Annotated in this window: 11 protein-coding genes; 6 read left to right on the top strand and 5 right to left on the bottom strand. The window is 64.8% G+C overall.

Annotated elements, in window-relative coordinates; all coding sequences use genetic code 11:
* The first annotated feature begins 102 nt into the window (after positions 1-102).
* A complete protein-coding gene (locus tag E3T50_RS08020; RefSeq protein WP_134551349.1) occupies positions 103-1131 on the top strand; it encodes a LacI family DNA-binding transcriptional regulator in 1029 nt (342 codons plus the stop codon).
* Between the two features lie 169 nt (positions 1132-1300).
* Here E3T50_RS08020 and rplL read toward each other — a convergent pair whose 3' ends face one another.
* Both rplL and rplJ read right to left on the bottom strand, forming a co-directional pair.
* Positions 1301-1684, bottom strand: coding sequence for a 50S ribosomal protein L7/L12 (rplL, locus tag E3T50_RS08025; protein WP_104083139.1), 384 nt, complete (start codon positions 1682-1684; stop codon positions 1301-1303).
* Between the two features lie 54 nt (positions 1685-1738).
* Complete coding sequence (gene rplJ / locus E3T50_RS08030; RefSeq protein WP_092340410.1) at positions 1739-2254, bottom strand: 50S ribosomal protein L10; 516 nt, start codon at positions 2252-2254, stop codon at positions 1739-1741.
* 435 nt (positions 2255-2689) lie between these two features.
* Here rplJ and E3T50_RS08035 point away from each other — a divergent pair, with 435 nt between their 5' ends.
* Positions 2690-4303 carry an MFS transporter gene (locus tag E3T50_RS08035; protein ID WP_134551423.1) on the top strand — a complete coding sequence of 538 codons (1614 nt, stop codon included), beginning with the start codon at positions 2690-2692 and terminating at the stop codon, positions 4301-4303.
* 9 nt (positions 4304-4312) lie between these two features.
* A complete protein-coding gene (locus tag E3T50_RS08040) occupies positions 4313-4783 on the top strand; it encodes a MarR family winged helix-turn-helix transcriptional regulator (protein WP_134551350.1) in 471 nt (156 codons plus the stop codon).
* Here the strand turns inward: E3T50_RS08040 and E3T50_RS08045 are convergent.
* Positions 4767-6317, bottom strand: coding sequence for a sensor histidine kinase (locus E3T50_RS08045; protein ID WP_134551351.1), 1551 nt, complete (start codon positions 6315-6317; stop codon positions 4767-4769). The two genes, E3T50_RS08040 and E3T50_RS08045, sit on opposite strands and share 17 nt — an antisense overlap.
* The gene (locus E3T50_RS08050; protein WP_134551352.1) at positions 6314-7063 is read right to left on the bottom strand and encodes a response regulator transcription factor; all 750 of its coding nucleotides are present in this window, start codon (positions 7061-7063) and stop codon (positions 6314-6316) included. The genes E3T50_RS08045 and E3T50_RS08050 overlap by 4 nt, the downstream gene beginning before the upstream one ends.
* A 201-nt stretch (positions 7064-7264) precedes the next feature.
* Here E3T50_RS08050 and E3T50_RS08055 point away from each other — a divergent pair, with 201 nt between their 5' ends.
* The 3 genes from E3T50_RS08055 (at position 7265) to E3T50_RS08070 (ending at position 10820) form a co-directional block, all read left to right on the top strand.
* Complete coding sequence (locus tag E3T50_RS08055) at positions 7265-7888, top strand: YqaJ viral recombinase family protein (RefSeq protein ID WP_134462245.1); 624 nt, start codon at positions 7265-7267, stop codon at positions 7886-7888.
* Between the two features lie 53 nt (positions 7889-7941).
* The gene (locus E3T50_RS08060) at positions 7942-8919 is read left to right on the top strand and encodes an NADP-dependent oxidoreductase (RefSeq protein ID WP_241990819.1); all 978 of its coding nucleotides are present in this window, start codon (positions 7942-7944) and stop codon (positions 8917-8919) included.
* Positions 8920-9392: 473 nt separating this feature from the next.
* Positions 9393-10820, top strand: a complete 1428-nt coding sequence (locus tag E3T50_RS08070) for a cryptochrome/photolyase family protein (RefSeq protein WP_134551353.1) — start codon at positions 9393-9395, stop codon at positions 10818-10820.
* Positions 10821-10911: 91 nt separating this feature from the next.
* On the opposite strand, the gene aceB is transcribed toward E3T50_RS08070, so the two are convergent.
* Positions 10912-12585, bottom strand: coding sequence for a malate synthase A (gene aceB, locus E3T50_RS08075; RefSeq protein ID WP_134551354.1), 1674 nt, complete (start codon positions 12583-12585; stop codon positions 10912-10914).
* Between the last annotated feature and the right edge of the window lie 98 nt (positions 12586-12683).

Here is a 12683-nt window from a genome sequence, read left to right on the forward strand (position 1 = left end):
CGGCTGCATCACGACAGAATCAAGAGATTTCATGGAACCGGTTCCATGCCTGCCGAACGCACGCTAGGGTGTGAGAAGCAGTCACCATAGACGGAGGCATAGATGAGCGCGATCGCCGATGTCGCGCGCCTCGCCGGTGTGGCCAAAGCCACGGCCAGCCGTGCATTGAGCGGCCGCGGCTACGTTTCTATCGAGACCCGAGCAAAGGTCATCGCCGCTGCCCGGCAAATTGGGTACGTTGCATCGCCGAACGCCGCGAGTCTGGTGACCGGGCGCACGCAGAGTGTCGGCGTGATCATTCCGTACATCAGTCGCTGGTTTTTCGGGGAGGTCCTCGAAAGCCTGGAACTGGCCCTGCTGGAGCAGGGCTACGACATGACCCTGTACAACCTGCCGCCCGCTTCCCCGGAGCGCGATCGTGTCTTCGAGTTTTTCCTGGCCCGCAAGCGTTTCGACGGCATTATCTCGGTCTGCGTCGAGCTGAGCGAGCAGGAGGTCGAACACCTGCATCAGCTCCGCCGCCCCCTCGTCGGCATCGGTGGCCCCATCCGCGGCGTGGCCACGATCGAGATCGACGACGTTGCGGCCGCCCGCCTGGCCACCGAACATCTGCTCAGCCTCGGGCACCGCGACATCGTGCACGTAGGCGGCAGCCAGGTTGACGAGATGGACTTTCAGGTGCACAGTAACCGCCTGCGCGGCTTTGAGGCTGCGATGACGGCGGCCGGTCTTCCGGTCAGCGGATGCTTCTACTCCTCGGAGTTCACCACGCCCGGTGGGTACGCCCGGGGCCTGGCTGTACTCGGCGACCCCCGGAGACGCCCCACGGCAATCTTCGCGGCGAGTGATGAGATCGCCTTCGGGCTCATTTTGGCGGCCCGGGAATTGGGGATTCGAGTGCCCACGGAACTGAGCGTGATAGGAATCGATGGGCATCCGCACGCCGAGATGTTCCGTCTCACTACCCTCGCGCAGCATCCGCGCATGCAGGGCGAACTCGCGGTACGCACCCTGCTGGCCGGACTTGCCAGCGGGAGCAGCGTCGGCGCGTCGGCCGTGTTGCCCACCAGCCTCATCATCCGGTCAAGCACCAGTGCGCCACGAATGCTACGCGGCCTGGGTGCCCAATAACGCCCATTCACATCCGCCGGCATCCGCGCAACCTACCGACGCGAATGAATGACGACGGGTACGACAAAGGGGGGCGCCGTCTCCGTTCCGGAAACGACGCCCCCCTGCTCACTGATCGGCTCGAAGCCGGTCGGTTACGCCTCAATCAGAACCCCTCGCGGGGCATAGATTACTTGAGGGTAACGGTGGCGCCGGCCTCTTCGAGGGAAGCCTTGGCCTTGTCGGCAGCATCCTTGGCAACGCCCTCGAGGACGGCCTTCGGCGCGCCATCGACAACGGCCTTGGCCTCGCCGAGGCCCAGGCTGGTGAGCTCGCGTACAACCTTGATGACCTGGATCTTCTTGTCGCCAACGGCGTCAAGGATGACGTCGAATGCGGTCTGCTCTTCAACCTCTTCAACGGCAGCGGCGGGGCCAGCGGCTCCGGCAGCGGCGACGGGGGCTGCTGCGGTGACCTCGAAGGTCTCCTCGAACGCCTTGACGAACTCGGAGAGCTCGATGAGGGTCAGGCCCTTGAACTGCTCAAGCAGGTCTTCAGTGGAAAGCTTTGCCATGATGTACTCCTTTTAGTTTCTTAAAAATTCGTGAACCGCGGTGTAGGCAGGTGCCTAGTTCGCGGACTCCTGCTTCTCACGCAGCGCGTCGATGGTGCGAACAGCCTTCGACAGCGGTGCCTGGAAGAGATAAGCGGCTCCGAACAGCGATGCCTTGAAGGCGCCGGCCAGCTTGGCCAGCAGCACCTCACGGGACTCGAGGTCGGCAAGCTTGCCAACCTCCGCTGCGGTGAGCGGGTTACCGTCAAAGTAACCGCCCTTAACCACCAGGAGAGGGTTTGCCTTGGTAAAGGCACGCAGGGTCTTCGCGACGGCGACGGGGTCTCCGTGCACGAAGGCGATAGCGGACGGACCGACAAGTTCCTCGTCGAACGAGGTGATGCCGGCCTTGTTGGCCGCAATCTTAGTGAGCGTGTTCTTTACCACGGCGTACGTGGCGTCCTCACTGATGGACTTGCGCAGGCTCTTGAGCTGCGCAACAGTGAGACCGCGGTACTCGGTGAGCAGAACGGCGGTCGAGCTTTCGAATTTCTCCGTAAGCTCGGCGACCGTTGCTTCCTTGTTCGCCATGGTGCTCCTCATTAATAATCATGTGCCGGGTAGCCCGGGGCGCAGACATGAAAAAAGCTCCAGCGCAGGGCGCCGGAGCTGTGGAAACAATCCAGAAGACTGAAACAAAACTTCGAACACCTGCGCGGGCCGTTCACGTGAATGAACCTTCGTCTGCTCCCCGTATTTCTACGCGGCGCAGCGACCGGCGGTCTGTGGCTTTTCAGTACGTTACGGCATGCACGGCCAGATACCAAATGCGCCGCGACGCCGGGCCCGACTCAGCGGCTTCCGACGGCGATGGCGTCGAGTTTCCATTCGGACAGAAAAGTTGTTGACATCGGTCTACTATCTGCGTATTGTTGACCGTTGTCAACTAATTGCAGGAGTTTCATGAGTCGCGCAGCACGCCGTAGCAGGGCATCCGTCACCCGCCGTCCCAACGCCGACGGGTCGATGAGTCATCGCCAGGTTCTGGAGTCCCTCTCCGGCCTGCTGCTGGGCATGTTCGTCTCGATTCTCGCCGGAACCGTCGTCGCCACCTCCCTGCCGCTGATCGTCTCCGATCTTCAGGGCGACCAGTCGGCCTACACCTGGGTGGTCACCGGCACGCTGCTGGCGACCACGGTAAGCACACCGGTCTGGGGCAAATTCGCCGACCTGTTCAATCGCAAGCTGCTGATTCAGGTCGCCCTCGTGGTTTTCGTACTGGGATCGGCGCTGGCCGGATTCTCGGAGGACACCGGCACCCTCATCGCGTTCCGCATTTTGCAGGGCCTCGGCGCCGGCGGCCTGGCCGCCCTCAGCCAGATCATCATGGCCGACATCATCAGCCCCCGCGAACGCGGCAAGTACGCCGGCCTGTTCGGCGCTGTCATGGCGCTTGGCACCATCGGCGGGCCGCTCCTCGGCGGCGTGGTGACGGACGCCTTCGGCTGGCGCTGGAACTTTTTCATCGCTCTTCCGGTAGCGGTGGTCGCCATCATCCTGCTGCAGGTCACCCTGCACCTGCCCGCGCGCGTGAAGCGCGTTGTGAGCATCGACTACCTGGGCATCGTGCTGATCGGCGGCGGGGTGTCACTCCTGCTGCTCTGGGTCACCCTGGCCGGCAAGTCGTTTGCGTGGGCCTCGCTCCCCTCCTTCGCCATGGTGCTCGGCGCAGCCATTCTGCTCATTGCCGCCGTGATCGTGGAGTTCAGGGTGAAGGAACCGATCATTCCACTTGACCTGTTCAAGAACCGCACCGTCACGCTCGCCGTCATCGCAAGCCTCGCGGTGGGCGTGGCCATGTTCGGTACCTCGGTTTTTCTCAGCCAGTACATGCAACTCGCTCGCGGCGCCACGCCAACCCAGTCTGGCCTGCTCACCATCCCCATGATGGGTGGACTACTCATCGCCTCGACCGTTTTCGGCAACCTGATCAGCCGCACGGGAAAGTGGAAAGCCATCATGGTCTCCGGCAGCGTGCTCGTGCTGGCCGGTTCCCTGCTGCTCGGCTCCCTGCGCTTCGACACGAGCCTGGTTTTCGTGGGCGTGTTCATGTTCATCCTGGGAGCCGGTGTGGGCATGATCATGCAAAACCTCGTGCTCGTCGTGCAGAACACCGTAGAGATTACCCATCTCGGCGTGGCCACGAGCACCATCACGTTCTTTCGCAGCCTCGGCGGCACAGTCGGCGTCTCGGTTATGGGCTCGGTGCTCGGCACCCTGGTCGCCCAGTACATCCGGGACGGCACCGCCACCCTCAGCCCGGCTAACCAGCTTGCAGCCATGCAGACCCTCGGCGATGGCACCATCCCGCAGGTGTCCCTGCTGCCGGCGGCACTGCGCATCGTCGTCGAGTCGGCCTACGGCACCGGCGTGGGCAACGTGTTCTTGATCATGGTGCCCCTCGCGATCATTACCCTGGTTATGATCGCGCTGCTGCCAAACATTCCCCTCGGCACCATGACCGGCATCGAACGGGAACGCTCGGGCACCGATACGGATCCGACGACCGGACAGATTTTGGTCGGCGTGAGTACGGCATCCGTTGCCCTGCCCCCAGTAGCCCCCGATCAGCGTCGGTAGAATTCGATCGTGACAGACACTATGCCCGGGAGCGTGCCGGCAACGACAACGACAACGGATGCCGCGCTGGCAGCGGTCGAAGAGCAAATGGCCCTCCTCGCCAAGAATATTCGTGCCAGCCTGCGGGACACAGCCCTGTGCATTCACCCCACCCTGCAACCGTTCGGATTCAAGTTTCTGCGCATGCTCGAGCGGTGCGGCCCCACCCCCGCCGGCGCTCTCGCCGAAAATCTGGTGGTCGACAAGAGCATCATCAGCCGTCAAGCTCGCGCGTTGTCCGACCTCGATTTGATCACAACCCAGGCCGATGACGACGACGGGCGAATCAAGTATTTCGCACTCACTCCCTTGGCCGAGGCGAAACTGGCCGACGTGCGTGCCAACAATTCGGCGCGCATCCTGAGCCGACTACGCGGCTGGCCAGCAGATGATCTGACCCACTTCGCCGAGTTTCTCGCCCGGCTCAATACCCCCGACTGACCGCCTCGGCCCGAGGAAGGGCGACACGGAATTCCGTCCGGCCGGGCCGGCTGTTGACTTTGACCGTGCCGCGGTGCGCGGTGACGACGGCGTCGACGATGGCCAGGCCCAGACCCGTACTGCCGGTGCTCGCGGTCCCCGAAGCATTGGCGGCACGAAAACGGGAGCTGTCGCCGCGGGCGAAACGTTCAAACAGTGTGGCCGTGAGCTCGTCGGGAATGCCCGGGCCGTCGTCGGTCACCGAGATCACCGCGCATTCGTCGTCTTCCACGAGCGCGACCACCACGGTTGTGCCAGCCGGGGTGTGCACCCGTGCGTTGGCGAGCAGATTCGTGATGACCTGACGCAGGCGCGGTTCATCGCCGATCGCCTCGAGAGGTTCTCGAGGCAGCTCGAGGTTCCAGACATGATCACGGCCGGCCGCGTGCGCGTCGCTGACGGCGTCGACGAGCAGCATGGTGAGGTCGACCGGTTCCATTTCGAGTTCACGGCCCTCGTCGAGGCGGGCGAGCAGCAGCAGGTCTTCGACCAGGCCGGTCATGCGCACCGACTCCGATTCGATCCGGCTGAGGGCGTGGATCGTGTCAGGAGGCAACTGCTGGCCGCTGCGGCGGGTGAGTTCGGAGTAGCCGCGAATGGAAGCGAGCGGTGTGCGCAGCTCGTGGCTCGCGTCGGCGACAAACTGGCGCACCTTGCGTTCGCTGGCCTGCCGTGCCTCCAGGGCGCGGTCGACGTGGTCGAGCATACGGTTGAGCGCGGCTCCCACCCGACCCACCTCGGTGCGCGGGTCGGTGTCGCCGGCCGGAACCCGGTCGTCGAGCGAGACCTCGCCGCGGTCGAGGGGCAGTTGTGCGACCCGGGTGGCAGTAGCGGTGACACGCTGCAGCGGGCGAAGGGCCAGCCGCACCACCCAGGCCGCGATGATGGCGACGACGATAAGCCCGGCGAGTGAGACGAAGGTGATGATCAGGGCCAGTTGGGCCGCAGTGGAGGCGACGCCCGACAGCGGCAGGCCGACCAGGTAGAGCGTGCCGGTTTGGGCCGTTTCAGCCTGCACCCGGTACTCGCCGAGTTCACCGCCGAGGTTCACGGTGACGGCGGCCGACTGGTTGACGTGGTCGGCAAGCTGCCGCACCTGCTGCTCCGACAGCTCTTCGATCGCGCCACTCTGGTCATCTGTGTAGCCCGTCGTGATGCTCGACCCGTCATAGACCAGCGCGAGCAGCCCGGGAGGCTGGGCGGGACCGCTGAGGATCCTGTTGGCCGTGGGGGTACCGAAGGAGGGGCTGCCGGGTTTATCACCCAGACGGTCCCCATCGTTGTCCCCGCTGCTGCCCAACACCGAACCGGAGCGATCGGCGGCCGAAGCGAGTTGCACGTCGAGGCGGTCGAGCAGGGACGCGCGCAATATGACCACACTCACGACCCCGATCGTGATGCTCACGAGGGCGAGCAGGCCGACGACGGTGAGCACGAGACGCCGCTGCAGTGTCCAGGGCGAGCGGGTGCCGCCGCGGCGCCTTCTCTCGGTCATGCAGCGGTCTTGAGCATGTAGCCGGCGCCCCGCACCGTGTGGATCATCGGCTCCCGGCCGGCATCGATCTTTTTACGCAGGTACGAAATGTAGATCTCGACGACAGAGGATTTACCGCCGAAGTCGTAGCTCCAGACCCGGTCGAGAATCTGCGCTTTGCTGAGCACCCGGCGTGGATTGCGCATGAGAAAGCGCAGCAGTTCGAACTCGGTCGCGGTCAGTTCGATGGCCTCTTCGGCACGGAAAACCTCATAGCTGTCCTCGTCGAGGGTGAGATCGCCGACGGTGATCCGCGGGTCGGCCGAGTCGGCTACGGCGAGGGTGGAGCGGCGAATGAGACCGCGCAGCCGAGCGACGACCTCCTCAAGACTGAACGGTTTGGTGACGTAGTCGTCGCCGCCGGCGGTGAGCCCCGCGATCCGGTCGTCGAGCGAGTCCTTGGCGGTCAGAAAAAGCACGGGAGTTTGATGGCCGTCGGCGCGCACCCGCTGCAGTACCTGCAGACCGTCAATGTCCGGCAGCATAATGTCGAGCACTATCGCGTCGGGCCGAAATTCACGGGCAATGGTGAGTGCCTGACGGCCCTCGGCGGCGGTGCGCACCTGCCAGCCTTCGTAGCGCAAGGCCATCGCCAGCAGATCGGTGAGGGTGGGTTCGTCGTCCACGACCAAAACCCGGATGGCGCTGCCATCGGCCTTGGTCAGTCGCGGACCGTGGCCGGCCTGGATACTCGCAGGTGTGCTCATTCTGCTCAGTATCCGGCAGTTGTCTATGAACCGGCTATGAAAAACCTCTCCGGCAGCTGTGCTCCCCGCTCATGGCGCAGCCCGGGGCCAAGGACCTCCTAGGGACGCTTTCCAGAGCGTGACTGCGTGGCGGTGGCGAGCGGAGCACGCTCGCGGGCCCAGAATAGATGAGTGCCAGAATCCACGCTCTCCCTCTTTGATCTGGATGAGCGTACCGAGAACTCGACACCTTTTGTTCTTCGGCCGGCACCGCACACGCTGCGCATCGTCGCCGACTCGACCGACCGGGTGGCCTGGCTCCGGGCGCGCAACCAGGGCATCACGGCAACGGATGTCGCGAAACTGTCGACCCCCAAATCCATCGTGAACGCCGCGCACGACAAAATGCACGGCACGAGCTTTTCCGGCAACAGCTACACCGACCACGGTCGGGCCCGGGAACCGATCATCGCCGCGTGGGTGCTGGAGAACTACGGCATCGAGCCGAGCACAAACCTGTTTCGCTCGCTGTCGCACCCGCGGCACCTGGCCACGCCCGACGGCGTCGGCGTGGTGGCGAACGGCGACCTGCACCTGGCCGAGATCAAAACCACCAGCAAGCCGTGGCGCAGCATTCCCCGCAGCTACCTGCGCCAGGTGTGGTGGCAGCAGTACGTGCTCGGCGCTGACCGCACCCTTCTGGTCTGGGAAGAACACCTCGACTTCGTGCCGGTGGCTGCCGAGCCGCAATTTCGCTGGATCGAACGCGATGAAGACCAGATCGCTATTCTGGTCGGTCTCGCCAACGCCCTGATCGACAACCTCGACGAGCAGGCCCGCCGCTAGTCTCCGCTTTCTTGCGCTCTCGGCCGGGCCACGCTTGCAGCAGAATGGGGGGCATGGCTACTGAATTCGAACTGCCGCAGACCATGCGCGCCCTGGTCATCGACGAGACCGGCGCCCCCGAGGTGTTGCACCTGGCCGATCGCATGCTGCCACGCCAGATTGTCGACGAGGTGCTCGTCAAGGTCATTGCGGCTGGTCTTAATCCGATCGACGCCAAGACCCGGTCGGGCAAGGGCGTCGCGGCCGCGATCGAGAGGTACCCGGCCGTTCTCGGCTATGACTTCAGCGGCGTGGTGGTGCGCGCAGCCTTCGAGGCTGCGCCACTGCAGCCGGGCGATGCGGTCTATGGCATGGGCCGGGTGCCGCGCGTCAGCGGCAGTTTCGCCGAGTATGTCTCGGTGTCGAGCATGAGCGTCACCCGCAAGCCCGCCCGGCTCAGCCACGCCGAGGCGGCCGCTGTTCCCCTCGCGGCGCTGACCGCGTGGGGAATGGTCAAGCTGGCCCAGGCCGGCCCCGGGCAGCGCCTGCTCGTGCACGCTGGCAGCGGCGGCGTCGGTCACTTCGCGGTGCAGTTTGCCCGCGTCCTGGGCGCGCACGTGACCGCGACCGGGTCAACCCGCAACCTCGACTTTCTGCGCGAGCTCGGCGCCGACGAGGTCATCGACTACACCACCACGCGCTTCGAAGACGTGGTCAACGACCTCGACTCGGTCATCGACCTCATCGGCAACGTGCACGACAACACCGGCACCCGTTCCCTCGCCGCGCTCCGCCCCGGCGGCCTGCTCGTGAACGCCCCGACCGGCAGCTGGCCGACCATGGCAGCGGATGCCGCAGCAGCGGGCCGACGCGCAACCGGTTTCAAGGTGTCCCCCGACGCGCGCGCCCTCGATGAAATCTCCGCGCTGCTCGACGCCGGTACCGTGCGGGTGCACGTCGACTCGGTGTTCGAGCTCGCCGACGGCGCCGCGGCCCATCGGCTGCTCGAGGAGGGTCACACCCGCGGCAAGATCGTGTTGCGCGTCTCGTAGGAGGAATCGGCATCCGGCTTCTGCTGGAACGAGAGAAACGGGGATCAGGGGCGCAGCCCGGGGTGCCCATCGTCGGGTGACGGGCACCCCAGGCTGCGCCCCTGAGGGAAGAAAGAACTTGGCCGTCTGCAGCAGTGTCACGGCGTTGGCGCGATGAAAAGTTGGTTCAGCTGAAACTTTTTTTGGGAGATCGGCTCAGTGACGAGCCGTACACACACTATGTGGGACAGACAGATTTGTCTGTCCCAGGCGAGGCCCCAGAATGGGGTTTCGTGAAAACGTCGCTGTGCCAACGAATGAGATGAGAACCACTGAGAAATCAACGGAGCTGTCGGCCGATGAGGCCAAATCCAACTACCGAGAGATCGATTTACCCCTTCGACACCATTCGAGAAAAATCGGGCAGACGGCTCTATCCCCGAATTGGTGTGACCCGTGGCATGGTCCACACTAAAGACTCACGAGGAGGCAGAATGACGTCACCCAGTTCCGCGCAGACTGACGGAGATCGTTCACCTGGCCACATCGGCCCCGCCATCGTCTGGTTTCGCGACGACCTGCGGGTTGCCGACCACCCGGCCCTGCACGCGGCCCTCGAGCATGAGCGCCCGATCGTGGCCATCTACATACTGGACGAGGAGTCGCCGGGGGTGCGCCCGCTCGGCGGCGCGGCTCGCTGGTGGCTGCACCAGAGTCTGCGATCGCTCACCGCATCGCTCGAAGCGCTCGGCGGCCGACTGATTTTGCGCCGCGGTGCCGCCGGCCCGATCATCGCGGACCTCGTTCGAGAAACGGATGCCGCAGCCGTGTTCTGGAACCGCCGCTACGGCCTAGCCGAGCGCACGCTCGACACCGCGATCAAGCACGACCTGCGCGCCGGCGGCGTCGACGCCCACAGCTACGCCGGTTCACTCCTGTTCGAACCCTGGACGATTCAAACCGGTCAGGGCGGCTCGTACTCGGTCTTCACGCCGTTTTGGCGTGCCTGCACCGCGGGCCCACCACCCCGTGCACCGTTCCCCGCGCCCTCTGCCATTCCCGGCTGGACGGGCGAGATCGCCTCCGACGAGGTCGATGGCTGGGGCCTCGAGCCGAGCGCGCCGGACTGGGCAGCCGGGTTGCGCGCCACCTGGGAGCCGGGCGAGGCATCCGCTCAAGCGGTGCTCGCCACTTTTCTGGCCGAGTCGCTGCCCCACTACGCTCGCGATCGCGACGAACCGGCGCAAAACGCGACCTCGCATCTGTCTCCGCACCTGCGCTGGGGCGAGATCAGCCCACACCAGGTGTGGGCTGCCACCCAGACAGCTCAGCGCGATCTAACGGGACCAGCCCTCACCAGCGCGACCCGGTTTCTCACGGAGATCGGCTGGCGCGAGTTCGCGTACCACGTGCTCTTTCATGCGCCCGATCTCGCGACCAAGAACCTGCGGCCGGCCTTCGATGCCTTTCCGTGGCCGCCGCTCGACCACGAGGCCCTGGCTGCCTGGCAACAGGGCCGCACCGGCTTCGGCCTCATCGACGCCGGCATGCGCGAACTGTGGCGCACGGGGAGCATGCACAACCGGGTGCGCATGGTGACCGCCTCATTCCTGATCAAGAACATGTTGGTCGATTGGCGGGAGGGTGAGCGCTGGTTCTGGGACACCCTGGTCGACGCCGATGCGGCGAGCAACCCGTTCGGTTGGCAATGGGTGGCCGGCTCAGGGGCGGATGCCGCGCCGTATTTTCGCATCTTCAATCCCGACCTCCAGGCGGCCAAGTTCGACCCACGCCAGCAGTACATTCGCGACAACGTGACCGAGTACGGCACGAACGCCTACCCCGCGCCGCTCGTGGACCTCGGCGAGACTCGCCGCGCCGCCCTCGCAGCCTACGAGCGAGTCAAGAACCCGGCCTCGTGACACGAAAAACGGGCAAATGGTGTACTCACCCCTGTGATGTTGCCGGGGCCGAAACAACCATTTGCCCGCTCTCGCGGATCTCGAAAACTGCTTAGAAGAAGCGAGCGTACGCGCCAACCGTGAGGAAGGTCGGGAACTCCTGCTCGAGAGCCGAGGTGCGCAGCACCGTGAGGGCGTCGTCGAAGCGGTCTGTGGGCGTGCGCTCGAGGCCATCGACGATTTCGTCCAGCACATCTTCGACCCAGTCGGAGTCGATCCGGCGACCCTCGGCGGTGACCGAGTTCTCGTGGATCCACTGCCAGAGCTGCGACCGGGAGATCTCCGCGGTAGCGGCGTCTTCCATCAGGTTGTCAATCGCCGCCGCGCCAACGCCGCGCAACCAGGACTCGATGTAGCGCAGCGCTATGAGCACGTTGCCACGCACGCCGGCTTCGGTGATTTGGCCGCCGACCGAAGCGACATCCAGCAGCTCTGCGGCCGTCACGCTCACCTCGGGGCGGGTACGTTCGAGCTGGTTCGGCCGGTCACCGAGCACCTTGTCGAACTCGGCCTGCGCGGTCGGGATCAGGTCGGGGTGCGCGACCCAGGAACCGTCGAAGCCGTCGGTCGCTTCACGCTGCTTGTCGGCCGCAACCTGGGCAAGCGCCCGCTCGGTGACCGCCGGGTCGCGCCGGTTGGGAATGAAGGCGCTCATCCCGCCGATGGCGAAGGCTCCACGACGGTGGCAGGTGGCGACGAGTAGTTCGGTGTAAGCCCGCATGAACGGCACCGTCATGGTGATCTGCTTGCGGTCGGGAAAAACGAACCGGCTGCCGCGGGACCGAAACGTCTTGATGATGCTGAAGATGTAGTCCCATCGACCGGCGTTGAGGCCTGCGCAGTGGTCGCGAAGTTCGTAGAGGATCTCTTCCATCTCGAAGCCGGCCTGAATCGTCTCGATCAACACCGTGGCACGAATCGTGCCGTATGTGATGCCGAGGCGCTCTTCGGCGTAGGTGAAGATATCGTTCCAGAGACGTGCTTCCCCGTGGCTCTCCAGCTTTGCCAGGTAGAAATACGGGCCGGTGCCGTTCTCGATCAGCTTTTTCGCATTGTGGAAGAAATACAGGCCGAAGTCGACGAGGCTGCCCGAGGACTTCATCCGGCGGTTAGCGCGGTCGATGAACGTGATGTGCTTTTCGACGAGGTGCCAGCCCCGGGGACGCATCACGATGGTCGGCGTGGACTCGTTCGTGACCTCGTATTTCTTGCCCTCGGGGCTCGTGAAGCTGAGCTGGCCGCGCACCTGGTCGAACAGGGTCAGCTGGCCCTCGATCACGTTGGTCCAGGTCGGGCTCGTGGCGTCTTCCTGATCGGCGAGCCACACCTTGGCGCCCGAGTTCAGCGCGTTGATGGCCATCTTTCGGTCGGTCGGACCCGTGATCTCGACACGGCGATCTTCCAGGCCCGGTCCGGCTCCCGCAACACTCCAACTGGGATCGAGACGGATACTCTCGGTAGCACTGAGAAATTTGGGGTCGCGACCATTGGCAGTATCCACTCGAGTCTGCAGCCGGGCGGCGAGCAGGCCGTGGCGGGTGCCCGCGAAGCGCTCGTGCAGTTCGGCGAGGAAATCGAGGGCGTCGGGGGTGAGAATCTCGTCGTAGCGATCACCGAGCGGCCCGGTGACCTCGAGGTGCGGCCGGATAGTGGCAAAGCTGCCGGTAATCGTCTTCACGGTTTCGGAGTTGACCGCCTGATCGAGGGTCGGGTTCGGGGTGTTCATGGTCTGGCTCCTTGCGAAAGTTGGTGGTACCGACAGGGGACGAGCCGCAGGAGCGGTTCGCCCGATCTCAGGCGGAGGGAGGGTAGAGCTGTTCTGCT

The organism is Cryobacterium gelidum (genome assembly GCF_004403985.1).
GTDB classification, from domain to species: Bacteria; Actinomycetota; Actinomycetes; order Actinomycetales; family Microbacteriaceae; genus Cryobacterium; species Cryobacterium gelidum.

Bases quoted from the DNA above. Each gene is read 5' to 3' on its own strand.
- E3T50_RS08050 (WP_134551352.1), bottom strand. From the start codon at position 7,063: ATGAGCACACCTGCGAGTATCCAGGCCGGCCACGGTCCGCGACTGACC.
- rplL (WP_104083139.1), bottom strand. From the start codon at position 1,684: ATGGCAAAGCTTTCCACTGAAGACCTGCTTGAGCAGTTCAAGGGCCTG.
- rplJ (WP_092340410.1), bottom strand. From the start codon at position 2,254: ATGGCGAACAAGGAAGCAACGGTCGCCGAGCTTACGGAGAAATTCGAA.
- E3T50_RS08045 (WP_134551351.1), bottom strand. From the start codon at position 6,317: ATGACCGAGAGAAGGCGCCGCGGCGGCACCCGCTCGCCCTGGACACTG.
- E3T50_RS08060 (WP_241990819.1), top strand. From the start codon at position 7,942: ATGGCTACTGAATTCGAACTGCCGCAGACCATGCGCGCCCTGGTCATC.
- E3T50_RS08035 (WP_134551423.1), top strand. From the start codon at position 2,690: ATGAGTCATCGCCAGGTTCTGGAGTCCCTCTCCGGCCTGCTGCTGGGC.
- E3T50_RS08070 (WP_134551353.1), top strand. From the start codon at position 9,393: ATGACGTCACCCAGTTCCGCGCAGACTGACGGAGATCGTTCACCTGGC.
- E3T50_RS08020 (WP_134551349.1), top strand. From the start codon at position 103: ATGAGCGCGATCGCCGATGTCGCGCGCCTCGCCGGTGTGGCCAAAGCC.
- aceB (WP_134551354.1), bottom strand. From the start codon at position 12,585: ATGAACACCCCGAACCCGACCCTCGATCAGGCGGTCAACTCCGAAACC.